The following is a 17,749-nucleotide window of genomic DNA, read 5'->3' as shown; positions in this document are numbered from 1 at the left end:
TCCTCAGGCGACCGGGGTCAGCCAGTCGGCGTGGGCCGGCACCTTGCCGTTGACCACGTCGAAGAACAGGCTTTGCAGTTTTTCGGTAATCGGGCCGCGCCGGCCGGCACCGATCTGGCGGCGGTCGAGTTCGCGGATCGGCGTGACTTCGGCGGCGGTGCCGGTGAAGAAGGCTTCATCGGCGATGTAGATGTCGTCGCGGGTCAGGCGCTTGCTGATCACCGTCAGGCCCAGATCGCGCGCCAGGGCGATGATGGTGGCGCGGGTGATGCCGGAGAGCGCCGAGGCGATTTCCGGCTCGTAGATCACGCCGTCCTTGACGATGAGCAGGTTCTCCCCCGCGCCTTCGGCGACGAAGCCTTCGACGTCGAGCAGCAGGGCTTCGTCGTAGCCGTCGTCGATGGCTTCCATGTTGGCCAGGATGGAGTTGGCATAGGTCGCGGCCAGCTTGGCGCGCGGCATGGTGGCGTTGATATGGTGGCGGGTGTAGGAGGAGGTGCGGATGCGGATGCCCTTTTCCATGCCGTCCGCGCCGAGATAGGCGCCCCAGGGCCAGGCGGCGATGGCGACATGGACTTTCAGGCCGCGCGGCGAGATGCCCATCTTTTCCGAGCCGTAGAAGGCGATCGGGCGCAGGTAGCCGCTTTCCAGATTGTTGACGCGAACGACTTCCTTCTGGGCTTCCATCAAGGTTTCGCGATCCCAGGGCATGTCCATGCGGTAGATGTGGGCCGAAGTGAACAGCCGCTCGGTGTGTTCCCTGAGGCGGAAGATGGCCGTGCCGCTGGCGGTCTTGTAGGCACGCAGGCCTTCGAACACGGCCAGGCCGTAGTGCAGGGAGTGCGTCAGCACATGGGTATTGGCTTCGCGCCAGGGAACGAGCTTGCCGTCATACCAGATGAGGCCGTCGCGATCGGACATGGACATTATCGTGTCTCTCCGGAGTTCGAGGATGGGTGAGGTCGGGATCGGGGAAGGCGGGATTTTAGCCGATTTGTCGCGGTTCCCGCAGTATCGCCCTGCATATTCCGGCGCGTTTCGGCTTTGCTGTGGCTTTGCGGCGGCCAGTGTAGTGTTGCATGCTGATTGATACATAAAGAACCACACATTTGTCGTCCCCGCGAAAGCGGGGACCCAGGTACGTACTGGATTCCCGCTTACGCGGGAATGACGGCATGAACACCATCGCCGACGTGGCCGAGTACACTGGATTCCCGCCTGCGCGGGAATGACGAAGCCGATATTCATACATTCCGTCAAGAATGCAGCACGACACTAGCTGGACACCCCTTCCAGCGCCGGGGCGGCGGCGGGCGGCTGGTTTTTGGCGCGTTCGCTGGCGCGGGCGTCGATCCAGTTGCGCAGGGCGATCAGGAAGGCCAGGGAGAAGAAGGCGCCCGGCGGCAGGATGGCGACCAGAAAGCCCGGATAGTCCGCCGGCAGCACCTGCACGGCGCGGGCGCCGGGAATGACCATTTCGATGCCGGCGAACAGGGTGCCGCCGCCGACGAATTCGCGCACCGCGCCCAGCGCCACCAGCACCAGCGTCAGGCCCAGGCCCATCATGGCGCCGTCCAGGGTGGCGGCCAGCGGCGGGTTCTTCGCGGCGAAGGCTTCGACGCGCGCCAGCACGATGCAATTGGTGACGATCAGCGGAATGAAAATGCCCAGCACGTTGTAGAGCTTGTGCAGCCAGGCATTCATCGCCAGATCGACGCCGGTGACCAGGGCGGCGATCACCAGGATGAACACCGGAATGCGGATTTCATAGGGAATGAAGCCGCGCAGCAGGGCGATCATGCCGCTCGACAGGGCCATGACGAGAATGGTCGCGATGCCGAGGCCGGCGGCATTGACGATGCTGTTGCTCATCGCCAGCAGCGGACACAGGCCGAGCAACTGGACCAGGCCGGGGTTCTGTTTCCACAGGGAATTCGAGACGATGTCGCGGTAGTTCATAGCTGGGTTCCGGAGAGGCCGGCGGCGGAAACCGGGGCGCTGTCGAACAGTTCCTGCTGGTGGGCGGCGGCCCAGTGCATGGCCCGCGCCACCGCGTTGGTGACGGCGCGGGCGCTGATGGTCGCGCCGCTGCGCTGCTCGAACGCGCCGCCATCCTTCTGCACCCGCCAGCGTTCGGTCGGCAGGCGGGCAAGGCTTTGCCGGTCGAACTGCCTGATCCACGGTCGTTCCTTGTTCTTGTCCTTGTGCGGATCGATGTAGTCCCCCAGGCCGGGCGTTTCCTTGTGCGCGACGACCCGCACCGCGAGGAGCTCGCCATCCGTTCGCACCGCCAGGATCAGTCCGATGCGGCCGCTGTAGCCGTCCGGCGCGGCGGCCTCGAACACCAGGGCGGCGGGGGCGCCGGCCTTGCGGGCGCGATAGACCTGGCTGGGCTGGTCGAGTCCCAGCGCCGCCGTGGCCGGCAACTCGACGGCATCCTTGAGCAGGTCGTTGTCGTAGGCCTCGGCGGGCAGCACTTCGCCGATCAGCTTGAGTTTTTCCGCTTCGACGCTGGCGGCGATGGGCGCCTTGGTGGCGCCGTGGACGACGGCCATCAGGGTGGTGAAGACGAGCGTGAACAGCAGCAGGACGGTCGCCGTGCGCAGCGAAATGTTGAGGATGCCGAGGGGGGATGCGGTTTGCGGAGAACTCATGATCGTGCGCTCGCCTCGCTAGCGTTTCTTGTGGCCGAATACCGGCGGCTGGGTCCACATGTCGATCAGCGGTACGGCGATGTTGAGCAGCAGGGTGGCGAAGGCGATGCCGTCCGGATAGGCGCCGAAGCTGCGGATCACCCAGGTCAGCAGGGCGATGCCGGCCGCATAGATCAGCTTGCCGCGCGGCGTGGTGGCGGCCGATACCGGGTCGGTGGCGATGAAGAAGGCGCCGAGCATGGCGCCGCCGCTGAACAGATGAAACAGCGCGCCGGCATGCTGTTCCGGCGAAATCAGGTGGAACAGCCCGGCGATGGCCGCCAGGGTGGCGATGAAGGCGCAGGGAATGTGCCAGGTGATGATGCGCTGCTGGATCAGCCAGAGCCCGCCGAGCAGGTAGCCCAGGGCGATCCACTCCCAGTTCCTGCCGCCGAAGTGGCCGAAGACCGGCGCCTGCGCTCCGCCGACGATCGCGCCGACGCTGCTTTCGGTCGCGCCGTGCAGCCCGGTGCGCAGGGTGTCCAGCGAGGTGGCCATGGTAAAGGCGTCGATCTCGCGGCCTGCCGGGCTGCCGAAGATCAGCGAAATCTGCAGGTCGAGATTCTGCAGGCCGCCGAAGCCATCGACAGCCGGCCATTGCGACATCAGTTGCGGGAAGGCGACGATCATCACGCAGAAGGCCGCCATCGCCGGATTGAACGGATTCTGGCCGAGGCCGCCGTAGAGATGCTTGACGATGACGATGGCGAACAAGGTGGCGACGACCACCAGCCACCATGGGCCGATCGGCGGCAGGGTCAGGGCGACCAGCCAGGCGGTGACCAGGGCCGAGCCGTCGCCGAGAAACAGGCCGAGCGGCTTCCTGCGGATCGTCAGCATCAGCGCCTCGCCCGCCAGGGCGGCCAGCGAGGCGAGCAGGATCTGGATCAGGATGCCGATGCCGAAGAACCAGACGTAGGCGGCGATGCCCGGCAGCAGCGCCACCAGCACCCGCAGCATGACGCTCTGCACGCTGGCGGGCTGGCGGAAATAGGGAGAATTGTTGGCCATGAGGGTTCAGGTGTTCTGCTCGGGCGGGGCGGGCCTGGTCTTCGCCATTTCGCGCACTTGCGAGCGGCGGGCTTCGATTTCGGCGATCTGCGCGCGCTGTTCCTCGCTCAGGGACTCGGTGTTCTGCGGCTGCACCTGTTCCCTTTGCTGCTGGGCGCGGGCCATGGCGGCGGCGATGAGTTCCTTCGCCGCATCGTCGGTGCCGGCGCCGGCGGCTGGACTGGCCGCGCCTTCGGCGGGCGGCTGCTGCGCCAGCTTCTCGCGCGTGGCGGCGGCCTTGGCGGCCAGTTTGGCGGCCTTTTCCTGCTTTTCGCGTTCGTCGCGGGCGAGGCGGAATTCATAGCGCTCGCGGGCTTCGTCGGCGGCGGCCTTTTCGCGCTCGCGCGCCCAGATTTCGCTCTTGGCGAAGCGGAAATAATCCACCAGCGGAATGCGCGACGGGCAGACGTAGGCGCAGCAGCCGCACTCGATGCAGTCGAACAGATGGTATTCCTGCGCCTTGCCGAAGATCTTGGCATGCGAGTACCAGTACATTTCGAAAGGCTGCAGATCGGCCGGACAGGCCTTGGCGCACTCGCCGCAGCGGATGCAGGGCATCTCCGGCGCCGGCGGCGGGAACAACGCCGGCGAGCCGGCGAGGATGCAGTTGGTCGCCTTGATCACCGGTACCTCGTCGCCGGGCATGGCCACGCCCATCATCGGCCCGCCCATGATGATGCGGTCGGTATCGGCGGCGGGTTGGCACAGGGCGAGCAGGTCGCGCATCGGCGTGCCCAGCGGCGTATCGAAGTTGCGCGGCGCGGCGACGTTGCCGGCGACGGTGACGATGCGCGAAACCAGCGGCTGGCCGAGGTTGATGGCTTCATGGATGGCATGGGCCGTGCCGGTGTTGAAGCATTGCACGCCATAGTCGGTGGAGCGCTTGCCGTGCGGCACTTCGATGCCGGTGAGGACGCGGATCAACTGCTTGGCACCACCGGCCGGATAGCGGGTGGGCACGGCAACGATGCGGATGTCGCGGAAGTCTTCGGCTCCGGTTCCGGTTCCGGCCGCCGTGCCGAGCTGCCGCAGCGCGGCCTGCATGGCGGCGATGGCCTCGGGCTTGTTGTCCTCGATGCCGATCAGCACCTTGCCGGCGTTCAGCACGCTGCGCATGACGGCCACGCCCTGGAGGATGCCGGCGGCGCGTTCGCGCATCTGCATGTCGTCGCAGGTGATGTAGGGCTCGCACTCGGCGCCGTTGATGACCAGGGTATCGAGCCGGCCGCTCTTGCCCGGATTGATCTTCAGATGGCTGGGAAACACCGCGCCGCCCAGGCCGACCACGCCGGCATCGCGCAGGTAGTCGCGGGTGGCCTCGGGCGTGGCGTTGCGGTAATCGAAGGGCGCGCGTTCGATCCAGCGCTCCTCGCCATCCGGCTCGATGATCACGCAGAGGATGGACAGTCCGGAAGGATGGGCCATGCGCCGCATTTCCACGGCTTTCACCGTGCCGGAGGTGGAGGCATGGATTGCCGAGGAGGTGCTGCCGTCGGCCGCGCCGATGCGCTGGCCCTTCAGCACCTTGTCGCCGGCCGTCACCAGCGGATGCGGCGCGCCGCCTACACTCTGGTGCAATGGAATCACCAGCTCCCCGGACAGCGGCGCCGGCGCGATCGGCAGGTCGGTGGAGGCTTCCTTGTGGTAGGCCGGCTTGATGCCGCCGTTGAACGAGAACAGCTTCTGCAGCATCAGGCGACTTTCTGGCTGGCAGTGCCGGCGGGGCGGGTGTCTGCCGGATGGATTTCGACCAGCGGATACTTCCATTTCCAGGTCTCCACCGTCTCGGCAATCGGCACCATGCTGATGCAATCGACCGGGCAGGGCGGGATGCACAGCTCGCAGCCGGTGCATTGCTCGGCGACGATGGTATGCATCTGCTTGGCCGCGCCGACGATGGCATCGACCGGACAGGCTTGCAGGCACAGCGTGCAGCCGATGCAGGTGGTTTCGTCGATGTAGGCCACGCTCTTCGGTTTTTCCTCGCCGTGCTCGGCGGACAGCGGCTTGAATTCGCGTCCCAGCAGATCGGCCAGCTTGCGTATGCCTTCCTCGCCGCCCGGCGGGCACTGGTTGATGTCGGCTTCGCCCGAGGCGATGGCCTGGGCATACGGCTTGCAGCCGGGGTAGCCGCATTGGCCGCACTGGGTTTGCGGCAGGATGGCGTCGATCTTGTCGACCAGTGGATCGCCCTCGACCTTGAACTTGATCGAGGCATAGCCGAGCACGCCTCCCAGGACGACGGCGCCCAGCGCCATGACGAGTATGGCGGAAAGCATCAGCGGTACTTGTCGAGCCCGGCAAAGCCCATGAAGGCCAGGCTCATCAAGCCGGTGGTGACCAGGGCAATCGGGTTGCCGCGGAAATACAGCGGGATGTCCGCCGCCTCCAGGCGCTCGCGGATGCCGGCGAACATGATCAGTACCATGGAGAAACCCAGCGAGCTGCCGAAGCCGAAGAGCAGCGATTCGAGGAAGTCGTGGCTCAGGGCGATGTTCAGCAGCGGCACGCCCAGCACGGCGCAGTTGGTGGTGATCAGCGGCAGGTAGATGCCCAGCACCTGATGCAGCAGCGGGCTGGTCTTCTGGATCACCAGCTCGGTGAGCTGGACGATGGCGGCGATGGTGATGATGAAGGACAGCGTGCGCAGATACTGCAGATCGTAGGGCGCCAGCAGCCAGCGATCGATGATGAAACTGGCGCCGCAGCCGACGGTCAGCACGAAGGTGGTGGCGGCACCCATGCCCAGCGCGGTCTCCAGCTTCTTCGACACCCCGAGAAAGGGGCAGAGGCCGAGGATGCGCACGAGGACGACGTTATTGACGAGAACGGCGCCAAGCAGGATGAATAGGTAACCGGTCATGATGGATAAGCGGGCAGGTGGCGAATTATCGCGCGCCCGCTGTCTTCGGACAAGCCTTTGACCCGTATGGACTATCCGGCGCATGCCGGGTGGAGCGCAAGAGAGGGTGGCGGCGCGGAGACGGTCATCTGCGGGCAGAATCGCTATAGAATCCCTGACGCTCCTGTTCCGCTCCTTTTCATTGCCAGTACCTACAGAAACTGATGCAGCCAGAAGAATTCGAATTCGTCTCACCGCCGCCTTTTCCGGATGCGCCGGTTCCCGATGCCGCTGCGCTGAGTGCGTTGCGGGAGATCGAGCAGGAAATGCAGCGCACTCCGAGTCCCCTGCCGGAAGCGGCCGTCAGCGATTTTCCGGCGCCGATGATGACGGTGATGTATACGCCGCATCGTCTCGCGCCCGATGCGGCGCGCAGCGCCGTGGCCGCTGCGCTGGCGCCGCTGGCGGCGGAATTGCCGCGCGGCGTCAAGGTCGACAGTCTGGTCGCGAGCCTGCGTCCGGTTTTCGTGCCGCGCTGGTTCCTCAAGGGCGAGATCAGCGCCAACTGGAGTGCCAGCGGGGTCGAAATCAACTCCTGGGAAATCGGCTGTCCGGAATGCCATGGCAGCGGCAAGCAGGGCATGGGCGTCAATCAGCGCGACTGCGAGCGCTGCTGGGGCAGCGGCAAGGAAAAGCAGACCAGCCGGAACAAGCACCCGGAAAGCGGCAGCGTCAGCGCGGCGCTGATCGAGTCTCTCGACAACCACGAGTGCGGCGTGGGGCTGACGCTGGAGGTGACGCACGACGACAATCCGCTGCTGTTGCCCGACGAGGAGCGGATGCGTCTGCGCTGCCTGCGCCCGGCCAGCGTGTATTCATCGGATGCGCTGGACGCTTTCAAGAACCGGCTCGCCGCCACCATCGAAGCGCAGGCCAAGGCGCCGCTGGATCGTTATGCGCGGATCGATGATTTTCTTTTCGATGCCGAGACGGTGCGCAGCCACGGCGCGGTCGCGGCCTGGCTGTATCCGGCCTATCTGGGCGGCTGTGAGGCCAATGGCGGCAAATGCTATGTGCTGTGCGACGCCCTGGGCGGCAAGGTGAGCTGGGCACAGGCGGCTGCCGGCAGCGCGACCGATGCCGCTGCGGCGGGCGCCGGGGCGGCGTCGAAGCCCTCGCCGATGCTCCTGGTCATGGCCGGCGCCGTCGCGCTTGCCGCCGCCGTTGCGCTCTGGTACTGGCTGAGCCGCTGAACTTGCCGTATCCGCATGCGCCGGCGCACGAGTGTGCGGTGCACCAAAAGTTGTGCCGGAGCGTTAGAATCCGCCCTTTGCGCAATTTGTTTAGACCTAAATCAATTCACGGCAACCACATGTGTAGTAGGTAGCGTGTAGTAGCAACCATAGCAATCGTATTCAAGGGGAATGGGGATGGCACTCAAGATCGGTGTACCACGAGAGATACTCCCGGGCGAGAAGCGCGTCGCGACCGTGCCCGAAGTGGTCGAAAAACTCATCAAGCTGGGCTTTGCCGTCGCTGTCGAAAGCGGCGCGGGGGCTGCGGCGAACTGTGACGACGCAGCCTATCGCGCGGCCGGTGCCGAAATCATTGACAGTGCCGCCGCGCTGTGGGCGGGCTGCGACATCATCTTCAAGGTGAGCGTGCCGACGGCCGAGGAAGTCGGCCTGTTGCGCGAGGGCGGCATGCTGATCGGCTATATCTGGCCGGCGCAGAATCCCGAACTCATGGAGCAATTGAAAGCGAAGAAGGCCACCGTGCTGGCGATCGACGCGCTGCCGCGCCAGCTTTCGCGGGCGCAGAAGATGGATGCCCTGACCTCGCAGGCCGGCGTCGCCGGCTATCGTGCGGTGATCGAGGCGGCGAATGCCTTCGGCCGCTTCTTCAACGGCCAGGTGACGGCCGCCGGCAAGGTGCCGCCGGCCAAGGTCTTCATCGCCGGCGCCGGGGTGGCCGGCCTGTCGGCGATCGGCACGGCGGCCGGGCTGGGCGCGATCGTGCGCGCCAACGATACCCGCGCCGAGGTGGCCGATCAGGTGGTTTCCCTGGGCGGCGAATTCGTCAAGGTCGATTACGAGGAGGAAGGCTCGGGCGGCGGCGGCTACGCCAAGGTGATGTCCGAGGGTTTCCAGGCCGCGCAGCGCGCGATGTACGCGCAGCAGGCGCGGGAAGTCGACATCATCATCACCACCGCGCTGATTCCCGGCAAACCGGCGCCGCGCCTGATCACGGCCGAAATGGTGCAGTCGATGAAGCCGGGCAGCGTGATCGTCGACATGGCCGCCGAGCGCGGCGGCAACTGCGAGCTGACCGTGCCGGGCGAGGCGGTGGTGCGCCATGGCGTGACCATCGTCGGCTATACCGACCTGAATTCGCGCCTGGCCAAGCAGTCCTCGACGCTGTACGCCTCCAACCTGTTCCGCCTGATGGAAGAGCTGTGCAAGACCAAGGATGGCCAGGTCAATGTCAATTTCGAGGATGACGCCATCCGTGGTCTGACGGTGATCAAGGACGGCGAGGTCACCTGGCCGGCGCCGCCGCCCAAGCTGCCGCCCGCGCCCGCGGTCAAGCCGGCGGTGACGATGCCGGAGAAGAAATCCGGCGGCCATGGCGCGGCGAGCGCGCCGATGGCCGGCAGCAAGCTGGCCATCGTCTTCGGCGTCGCGGCGGCCCTGTTCTGGTTCATCGGCGCCAACGCGCCGGAAGCCTTCCTCGGCCACTTCACGGTGTTCGTGCTGGCCTGCTTCGTCGGCTACATGGTGGTGTGGAACGTCACGCCGGCCCTGCACACGCCGCTGATGAGCGTGACCAATGCGATTTCCAGCATCATCGCCATCGGCGCGCTGATCCAGATCGCGCCGCCGCTGCTCGATTTCGGCGGCGAGCGGCCGGATGAAGTGATCCGCTGGCTGGCCATGGCCGGCATCACGCTCACGGCGGTGAACATGTTCGGCGGCTTCGCCGTGACCCATCGCATGCTGGCGATGTTCCGCAAATAAACCGGGAGACAGATCAATGCCTGCAAGTCTAGTAACGGTCTCCTACATCGGAGCCATCATCCTCTTCATCCTCAGTCTGGGCGGCCTGTCGAACCCCGAGACTTCGCGCCGCGGCAATCTCTACGGCATCATCGGCATGGCCATCGCCGTGCTCGCCACGGTGTTTGGCCCGCGCGTCACCGAAGCCGGCATTCCCTGGATCGTCGGCGCCATGGTGGCCGGCGCGGCGATCGGCTTCTACGCCGCGCGCGTCGTCAAGATGACCCAGATGCCCGAGCTCGTCGCCCTGATGCACAGCCTGGTCGGTCTGGCCGCCGTGCTGGTCGGCTTTGCCAGCTACATCGATACCTCGACCGTGCTCGCGGGCGTCGAAAAGACCATCCACGAGGTCGAAGTCTATGTCGGCATCCTGATCGGCGCGGTGACCTTCTCGGGTTCGCTGATTGCCTTCGGCAAGCTTTCCGGCAAGATCGGCGGCAAGCCGCTGATGCTGCCGGCGCGCCACTGGCTGAATCTGAGCATCCTGCTGGTGGTCATCTGGTTCGGTCGCGAATTCATCAACGCCCCCGACATCCAGTCCGGCATGACGCCGCTCATCATCATGACCGTGCTGGCGCTGCTGTTCGGCATCCACATGGTGATGGCCATCGGCGGCGCCGACATGCCGGTGGTGGTGTCGATGCTCAACAGCTACTCCGGCTGGGCGGCGGCGGCGACCGGTTTCATGCTCTCCAACGACCTCTTGATCGTCGTCGGCGCGCTGGTCGGTTCCAGCGGCGCGATCCTCTCCTACATCATGTGCAACGCCATGAACCGCAACTTCATCAGCGTGATTGCAGGCGGTTTCGGCAGCGGCAGTGGCGCGCCGGCGGCGGCCAGCGGCGGCGCGGCCGAGCCGGCCGGTGAGGTGGTGCCGGTTTCCGCCGTGGAAACCGCGGAACTGTTGCGCGAAGCCAAGAGCGTCATCATCGTGCCGGGTTACGGCATGGCGGTGGCCCAGGCCCAGCACACGGTGTTCGAAATCACCAAACACCTGCGCGAACAGGGCGTGAAGGTGCGCTTCGGCATCCATCCGGTGGCTGGCCGCATGCCGGGCCACATGAACGTGCTGCTGGCCGAAGCCAAGGTGCCCTACGACATCGTGCTGGAAATGGAAGAAATCAACGAGGACTTCCCGGATACCGACGTGGCGATGGTGATCGGCGCCAACGACATCGTGAATCCGGCGGCGCAGGAAGATCCGGCCAGCCCCATCGCCGGTATGCCGGTGCTGGAAGTCTGGCATGCCAAAACCTCCATCGTCATGAAGCGCAGCATGGCCTCGGGCTATGCTGGGGTGGACAATCCGCTCTTCTACAAGGAAAACAACCGCATGTTGTTTGGCGATGCGAAGAAGATGCTGGATGAGGTGCTGGTCGCGCTCAAGTCCTGATCCCGTTTGCCCCGCTTCTGCCGACGACGCCCGCTGCCTGCCGCCGCGGGCGTCGTCGCTCCAGCCCATCAAAAATGTCGAGGATTGCCATGAACCCTTATCTTCTCCGCCTGCTGCTGACGAGCGCCTTGCTGTGGCTGGCCGCGCCGGCGGCGATCGCGGCCGATACAGCCACAGCCGCGGCCGAACCACCCCTGCGCAGCGTCGCGGAAATCGTCGGCGGACGCTGCGCGCTCTGTCACGGCGCCAACGGCGAAAGCGCCAGTGCGATCTATCCGCGCCTGGCTGCCCAGCATCCGGAATATCTGGCCAAGCAGTTGCGCGATTTCCGCGATGGCCGGCGCAAGAGCGACACCATGAGCGACATGGCGCGAGATCTGCGCGATGAGGAAATCACGGCGCTCGCCGCCTTCTTCAGCAGCAAGCCGGCAGCGGCGCGCCAGCGCGGCGACCAGGAGCTGGCAGCCGTCGGCCGCTACCTGTTCACCAAGGGCAACCGCTGGTCCGGCGTGCCGGCCTGCACCAGTTGCCACGGCGCCGATGGCCATGGCACGGCCGAATTGCCGCGCCTGGCGGGCCAGCATCCGGCCTACATCGAGACGCAGTTGAAGGACTTCAACGAACGCCAGCGCAACAACGACAACGCCATCATGCACTCGATCGCGGCGAAGCTGACCGAGATGGAAGTGAATGCCCTGTCGATCTACATCGGCAGCTTGCAGTGAGCGTGCGCCGGCCGGAGGATTTTGGCCGTATTGGGGAATGAGGCCGCGCAAGCGGGCAGAACCGGCATAAAATCCGCCGGTTTGCTCTCTATCGCTTAAGTTTAATGGAGCCGCCTCATGACGACCCCGAACGATCGCGCCGCCCTCGACAAGTGTTTCTCTACCGCCCGCCTCAACGGCCTGACGTTGCGCAACCGCATCATCAAGGCCGGCACTTTTGAAGGCAAGACGCCGGGCGGCTTGCCGACGGCGGAATACACCGAACTGCATCGCCGTATCGGCGAGGGCGGCACGGCGATGACGACGCTGGCGTATTGCGCGGCCGAGAACGATGGCCGCTTGAACGAAAACATGATTTACATGGATGACTACGTGCGCGAGCCGCTCACCGCGCTTATCCAGACCATCAAGACCACCGGCGCCTGCGTGTCCGGCCAGTTGTCGCATGCCGGCGGCTTCTCGAAGAACAAGCAGCTCAGCACCTGGATGCCGCGCGGCCCGTCTTTCGGTTTGAATCGCTTGGGTATGGCGCAGGGCATGTTCTTCTCCCTGGCACTGAGCAAGGCGCAGATCCGCGAGCGCGTGGCGACCATGGGCCGGGCGGCAGCCTTCATGAAGTCCGTCGGTTTCGATGCCATCGAAATCCATTTCGGCCACGGCTACGGCCTGTCGCAATTCATCTCGCCCATCACCAACAAGCGCGGCGACGAGTATGGCGGCAGCCTGGTGAATCGCATGCGTTTTCCGCTGGAAGTGCTGGCGGCCGTGCGCCAGGCCGTGGGCGATGGGTTTCCATTGCTCGGCAAGATCAGCATGTCCGACGGCGTGCGCGGCGGCGTCAGCTACGAGGAGTCGCCGCTGATCGCCGAGATGTTCGATCAGGCCGGGCTCGATTGCGTGATTCCCAGCGACGGCACCAGCTCGATGAACCCGATGCTGCTGTTCCATGGCGACAGCATCCTGCCCGGCATGCTGCGGCAGGAGAAGAATCTGCTCATGCAGATCGGTCTGCGCGCGGTCGGGCCGCGCCTGTTCCGCTACTACCCCTACCGCGAAACCTATCTGATCGAGAATGCGCGACGCATCCGCGACAAGGTCAAGCGCGGCAGCGTCTGCTACATCGGCGGCGTGTCGAGCAACGAGAGCATCGCCAAAGTGATGGGCGAGGGCTTCGATTTCATCCAGCTCGGCCGGACGCTGCTGTTCGACCCGGATTTCGTCAAGCACGCGCAGGCGGATGCGGCCTACGTCAATGGCTGCAACCACTGCAACCTCTGCGCGACGCTGATCGAAGCGCCCGGCGGTATCCGCTGCGTGGTGCGCGAAGGGGGAGAGCGCTAGAGGGGTAAGAAGTATCGAGTCGGCGCGGTCATTGGCGATAGCGCCGGTATGCCCTGTTTTCTGTTTTTCCTCTTTGATCGAGGGCGTTCCAAATGAATTTTGTTTTGTTCGGCGCACATGCGATGTGTGCGAGGCGGCGCATCATTGCCGGTTTCGTTGGCCTGTCGGCAGTCTGCCTGCTGGCGGCCTGCAGCAGCGGCGAGGTTGCCGACGCCCAGACGCCGGCCGCCGCGACGACGGCCGCGCGTCCCGCCCTGACGGTGACCGTTGCCGTGCCGCAGCAGGAAGATTGGCCGCAGCAACTGGCTCTCGACGGCAACGTCACCGCCTGGCAGGAGGCGGTGATCGGCACCGAGCTGGGCCAGTTCCGCATTACCGCGGTGCATGTCCAGGTGGGGGATCGGGTCAGGCAAGGCCAGTTGCTGGCCAGTCTGGACGACGTGGCGGTGCGCGCCGATTACGAAGACGCGCAAGCCATGGTGCATGAGCTGGATGCCTATGCGGACGAGGCCAAGGCCAATGCCCAGCGCGCCCAGACCTTGCGCGAGCAAGGCTTCTACAGCCCGCAGACGAGCACCCAGTTCGTCACCGGCGAGCGGGCTTCCCTGGCGCGGGTCTCGGGCGCCAGGGCGCGTCTGGAAGCGGCCGAATGGCGGTTGGCGCGCACGCAGATCCGCGCTACGGACGACGGCGTGATTTCGGCGCGCAATGCCACCGTCGGCTCGCTGACGCAGCCTGGGCAGGAGCTGTTTCGCCTGATTCGCGGCGGCCGTATCGAATGGCAGGCGGAAGTGCCGGCCCAGTTGCTGCATCGCGTCCAGGTCGGGCAGGCGGCCGAGGTGGAAGGGCCGGAAGGCGCCGGCCAGAGCGTGCGCGGCAAGGTGCGCAGCATCGCGCCCAGCGTGGATCCGCGTACCCGCAATGGCATCGTCTATGTCGATCTGCCGGCGAATCAGGCGGCGAGCCTGCGTGCCGGTATGTATGCCCACGGCCAGATCGAGTTGGGACGCGCGCCGGCGCTCAGCGTGCCCGCTGCCAGCGTGCTGTTGCGCGAAGGCCATGCCCACGTGTTCGTGGTCGGCGGCGAGCCGGCGCGGGTCAGCCTGACCCGCGTCAAGACCGGGCGGCGTCTCAAGGATCGCGTCGAGATTCTGGAAGGCCTGCCGGCCGAGGCCCGGGTCGTCGACAGCGGCGCGGGTTTTCTGGCCGATGGCGATGTCGTTGCCGTTGCCGCCGCTACGGCAGCGCCGCGGAAATCGTCGGGTCCGGATACGGATAGGGATGCGCAGCCATGAACGTTTCTTCCTGGTCGATCCGCAACCCGATACCGGCCATCCTGCTGTTTGCCATGCTCACCCTGGCGGGGATTTTTTCCTTCCGCGCCATGGAAATCCAGCAGTTTCCCGATGTCGAGCTGCCGACGGTGCTGGTCACGGCCACTTTGCCCGGCGCCGCGGCTTCGCAGATGGAAACCGAAGTGGCGCGCAAGATCGAGGATGCGCTGGCCGGCCTGCGCGGGCTGAAGCATCTGTATACCCACGTGCAGGACGATACGGCCGTCATCACTGCCGAGTTTCGTCTGGAAAAGCCGCCGCAGGAGGCGGTCGATGACGTGCGCGCGGCGGTGGGGCGCATCCGTGCCGATCTGCCGGGAGACCTCAGGGATCCGGTGATCGAGAAGCTCGATCTGGCGGGTAGCCCCATCCTCACTTACACCATCGCGGCGCCAGGCATGGACGATGAGGAACTCTCCTGGTTCGTCGATCACGTGGTGGCCAAGAGTTTGCTGAGCGTGCGCGGCGTGGGGGCGGTTTCGCGCGTTGGCGGCGTGACGCGCGAAGTCCGCGTGGAACTCGATCCGACGCGCATGCTGGCGTTGAACGTCACTGCGGCCGAGATTTCACGCCAGTTGCGCCGCGTCCAGCAGGAGGCTTCCGGCGGCCAGGCCGACGTCGGCGGCATCGAGCAGACGGTGCGCACGGTGGCCACGGTGGCCAGCGCCGAAGAGCTCGCCGCGCTGGATATTCCGCTGATGGATGGCCGCCGCGTGCGCCTTTCTCAAGTGGCCCAGGTCAGCGACACCGTCGCCGAGCGGCGCAGCGGCGCGCTGCTCAATGGCCAGCCGGTGGTCGGTTTCGAAATCACCCGCAGCCGCGGCATCGGCGCGGTGACGGTGGCCAGGCATGTGGAAGCCAAGCTCGAACAGTTGAAAGCCGAGCATCCGCAAATCAAGATCACCGAAGCTTTCAACTTCGTCGATCCGGTGGTGGATAACTACCACGGCTCGATGAAGCTGCTGATCGAAGGGGCGATCCTCGCCGTCATCGTGGTCGGCCTGTTTCTGCGCGATGCGCGGGCGACTTTCATTTCGGCCACGGCGCTGCCGCTGTCCATCATTCCGACTTTCGCCATCATCCATCAGTTCGACTTTCCCATCAGCATCGTCAGCATGCTGGCCATGTCGCTGGTGATCGGCGTTCTCGTCGATGATGCCATCGTCGAAATCGAGAACATCATGCGCCATCTGGCGCAAGGCAAGACGCCCTGGCAGGCGGCCATGGAAGCGGCGGACGAAATCGGCCTGGCGGTGATCGCCACCACGTTCACCCTCGTCGCCGTGTTTCTGCCGACGGCCTTCATGGGCGGGCTGCCGGGCAAGTTTTTCGTGCAATTCGGCTGGACGGCGGCAATCGCCGTCTTCATGTCGCTGGTCGTCGCCCGCATGCTGACGCCGATGATGGCCGCCCACATGATGAAGCCGCTCACCAAGGTGCATCCCGAGCCGCGCTGGCTAAAGATCTATCAGACCTGGGTGGAAGCCTGCCTGCGCCATCGGGTGATCACCCTGGCAGTGACGCTGGCATTCTTCTACGGCTCTTTCGCCCTGGTGCCGCTGCTGCCTTCGGGGTTCATCCCGCCGGACGACTACTCGCAGACCCAGGTGCATCTGTCCTTGCCGCCGGGCAGCAGCTACGAGCAGACGTTTGCCGTTGCCGAGCAGGCGCGTCGCATCATCGAGCGGAATCCGCACACGAAGATGGTGTATACCGCCATCGGTGGCGGCAAGTCGGGCAGCGATGCCTTCATCCCGGGCGGGCCGGCTGAAGTGCGCAAGGCGACCTTGACCCTCAACCTCACGCCGCGCGAGGAACGCGGCGGTGTTTCCAAGCAGTCCATCGAGGCCGATCTGCGTCAGGCCCTGACGCAGATTCCCGGTGCGCAGATCAAGATCGGCCTGGGCTCATCGACGGAAAAGTACACCCTGGTGCTGGCCAGCGAGGATGGCGATCTGCTGGGCAAGACGGCACGCCAGGTGGAAAGCGAGCTGCGCGGTATTCCGGGCGTGGGCAACATTTTTTCGAGCGCCAGCCTGGTGCGTCCGGAACTCGTCATCAAGCCGGATTTCGCGCGCATGGCCGATCTGGGCGTGACGGCGGCCGACATCGCCGATACCCTGCGCATCGCCACGGCGGGGGACTACGAGCAGGGGCTGGCCAAGCTGAACCTCTCCCAGCGCCAGGTGCCCATCGTCGTCAAGCTGCCGGCGGATATGCGCGCCGACCTCGATTACATCGAGCGTCTGCGTCTGCCCGGCCGCCAGGGGCCCGTGATGCTGCGGAGCGTCGCCGATGTCAGCATCGGCGGCGGCCCGGCGGAAATCGATCGCTACGATCGTCTGCGCAACATCAACTTCGAAGTGGAACTCAACGGCCTGCCGCTGGGCAACGCCGAGAAGGCGGTGCTCGCCCTGCCCAGCGTGAAGAACCTGCCCAACGGCGTGATGCGCACGACAGTGGGCGAAGCCGAGTCGATGGCCGAGCTGTACGAAGGCTTCACCATCGCCATGACCGCCGGCATCCTCTGCATCTACGTCGTGCTGGTGCTGCTGTTCCGCGACTTCATTCAGCCGGTGACCATCCTCATCGCGCTGATCCTGTCGATACCGGGTGCCTTCATCGCGCTGTTCGTCACCAACAAGGCCATCTCCATGCCGTCGATGATCGGCATGATCATGCTGATGGGCATTGCCACCAAGAACTCCATCCTGCTGGTCGATTACGCCATCATGGCGCGCCGCGATCACGGCATGGAGCGCCGCGCGGCGCTGCTCGATGCCTGCCGCAAGCGGGCGCGGCCCATCGTCATGACCACCATCGCCATGGGTGCGGGCATGCTGCCCATCGCCCTGGGGATCGGCACCGACCCGAGCTTCCGCTCGCCCATGGCCATCGTCGTCATCGGCGGCCTGATCAGCTCGACCTTCCTCAGCCTGCTGGTGATTCCCGTGGCCTATTCCTATGTCGAGGAATTCATCGACTGGGCGCGTAAATTCCTGCCGCACAAGCCGGCCGCCTCGCCTGAAATGGCGGGCAAGGCCGATACGCCGATGGTCGAATCAAGCAAGGAGCGCGAGCATGGCTATCAAAACTGAGGCAAGCATTGCCCGGCTGGGTCTGTTGCTTGCCGGCCTGGTCAGCAGCCCGCTGGCGCAGGCCTGCGGCTATACGGGCGGTGGCGGCATCGAAAGCCTCCTCAGTCCCGACGGTCTGATCGACATCGCCATCCTGGCGCTGCTGCTCGGCGCCGCGTACGCCGCTGCCCCGGAACTGCTGCAACGGCTGGGATTGCGTCGGCGCGGGTAGTCCTGG

General features: G+C 65.5%; 15 protein-coding genes. 8 read left to right on the top strand and 7 right to left on the bottom strand.

Features of this window, described 5'->3' with window-relative positions:
* Positions 1-3: 3 nt before the first annotated feature.
* The 7 genes from SDENCHOL_RS10930 to rsxA form a co-directional block, all read right to left on the bottom strand.
* Complete coding sequence (locus SDENCHOL_RS10930) at positions 4-927, bottom strand: branched-chain amino acid transaminase (protein ID WP_067169490.1); 924 nt, start codon at positions 925-927, stop codon at positions 4-6.
* A 348-nt stretch (positions 928-1,275) separates the two neighbouring features.
* Entirely contained in the window at positions 1,276-1,959 is a 684-nt protein-coding gene (gene rsxE, locus SDENCHOL_RS10925) for an electron transport complex subunit RsxE (RefSeq protein WP_067169487.1), read from the bottom strand.
* A complete protein-coding gene (rsxG, locus tag SDENCHOL_RS10920) occupies positions 1,956-2,654 on the bottom strand; it encodes an electron transport complex subunit RsxG (RefSeq protein WP_067169484.1) in 699 nt (232 codons plus the stop codon). The genes rsxE and rsxG overlap by 4 nt, the downstream gene beginning before the upstream one ends.
* 18 nt (positions 2,655-2,672) lie before the next feature.
* Positions 2,673-3,704: an RnfABCDGE type electron transport complex subunit D gene (locus SDENCHOL_RS10915; protein ID WP_067169481.1), complete on the bottom strand. Its 1,032-nt coding sequence runs from the start codon at positions 3,702-3,704 to the stop codon at positions 2,673-2,675.
* A gap of 6 nt (positions 3,705-3,710) precedes the next feature.
* A complete protein-coding gene (gene rsxC, locus SDENCHOL_RS10910; protein ID WP_067169478.1) occupies positions 3,711-5,435 on the bottom strand; it encodes an electron transport complex subunit RsxC in 1,725 nt (574 codons plus the stop codon).
* On the bottom strand, positions 5,435-6,022 hold the full coding sequence (gene rsxB / locus SDENCHOL_RS10905) for an electron transport complex subunit RsxB (protein WP_067169476.1): 588 nt from the start codon (positions 6,020-6,022) through the stop codon (positions 5,435-5,437). Before rsxB ends, rsxC begins: the two co-directional genes overlap by 1 nt.
* Positions 6,022-6,606: an electron transport complex subunit RsxA gene (gene rsxA / locus SDENCHOL_RS10900; protein WP_067169473.1), complete on the bottom strand. Its 585-nt coding sequence runs from the start codon at positions 6,604-6,606 to the stop codon at positions 6,022-6,024. Before rsxA ends, rsxB begins: the two co-directional genes overlap by 1 nt.
* Positions 6,607-6,809: 203 nt before the next feature.
* On the opposite strand from rsxA, the gene SDENCHOL_RS10895 reads away from it, so the two are divergent.
* From SDENCHOL_RS10895 to SDENCHOL_RS10860, 8 genes are all read left to right on the top strand, one after another.
* On the top strand, positions 6,810-7,838 hold the full coding sequence (locus SDENCHOL_RS10895) for a hypothetical protein (RefSeq protein ID WP_067169471.1): 1,029 nt from the start codon (positions 6,810-6,812) through the stop codon (positions 7,836-7,838).
* A 177-nt stretch (positions 7,839-8,015) separates the two neighbouring features.
* Positions 8,016-9,602 carry a Re/Si-specific NAD(P)(+) transhydrogenase subunit alpha gene (locus SDENCHOL_RS10890; protein WP_083522815.1) on the top strand — a complete coding sequence of 529 codons (1,587 nt, stop codon included), beginning with the start codon at positions 8,016-8,018 and terminating at the stop codon, positions 9,600-9,602.
* 16 nt (positions 9,603-9,618) lie between these two features.
* The gene (gene pntB / locus SDENCHOL_RS10885) at positions 9,619-11,034 is read left to right on the top strand and encodes a Re/Si-specific NAD(P)(+) transhydrogenase subunit beta (RefSeq protein WP_067169465.1); all 1,416 of its coding nucleotides are present in this window, start codon (positions 9,619-9,621) and stop codon (positions 11,032-11,034) included.
* Between the two features lie 89 nt (positions 11,035-11,123).
* Complete coding sequence (locus tag SDENCHOL_RS10880) at positions 11,124-11,759, top strand: c-type cytochrome (protein WP_153011267.1); 636 nt, start codon at positions 11,124-11,126, stop codon at positions 11,757-11,759.
* Positions 11,760-11,876: 117 nt separating this feature from the next.
* Positions 11,877-13,100, top strand: a complete 1,224-nt coding sequence (locus tag SDENCHOL_RS10875) for an NADH:flavin oxidoreductase (protein WP_067169458.1) — start codon at positions 11,877-11,879, stop codon at positions 13,098-13,100.
* A 92-nt stretch (positions 13,101-13,192) separates the two neighbouring features.
* Positions 13,193-14,395: an efflux RND transporter periplasmic adaptor subunit gene (locus SDENCHOL_RS10870; RefSeq protein ID WP_197706906.1), complete on the top strand. Its 1,203-nt coding sequence runs from the start codon at positions 13,193-13,195 to the stop codon at positions 14,393-14,395.
* On the top strand, positions 14,392-17,532 hold the full coding sequence (locus SDENCHOL_RS10865) for an efflux RND transporter permease subunit (RefSeq protein WP_154717221.1): 3,141 nt from the start codon (positions 14,392-14,394) through the stop codon (positions 17,530-17,532). The genes SDENCHOL_RS10870 and SDENCHOL_RS10865 overlap by 4 nt, the downstream gene beginning before the upstream one ends.
* Positions 17,516-17,743 carry a hypothetical protein gene (locus tag SDENCHOL_RS10860; protein WP_067169455.1) on the top strand — a complete coding sequence of 76 codons (228 nt, stop codon included), beginning with the start codon at positions 17,516-17,518 and terminating at the stop codon, positions 17,741-17,743. The genes SDENCHOL_RS10865 and SDENCHOL_RS10860 overlap by 17 nt, the downstream gene beginning before the upstream one ends.
* The last annotated feature ends 6 nt before the right edge of the window (positions 17,744-17,749 follow it).

Origin of the sequence: Sterolibacterium denitrificans (assembly GCF_900174485.1) — a bacterium.
Classification (GTDB): domain Bacteria; phylum Pseudomonadota; class Gammaproteobacteria; order Burkholderiales; family Rhodocyclaceae; genus Sterolibacterium; species Sterolibacterium denitrificans.
The sequence above is the reverse complement of the archived record's forward strand: the minus strand, read 5'-3'. Positions and strand labels throughout refer to the sequence as shown.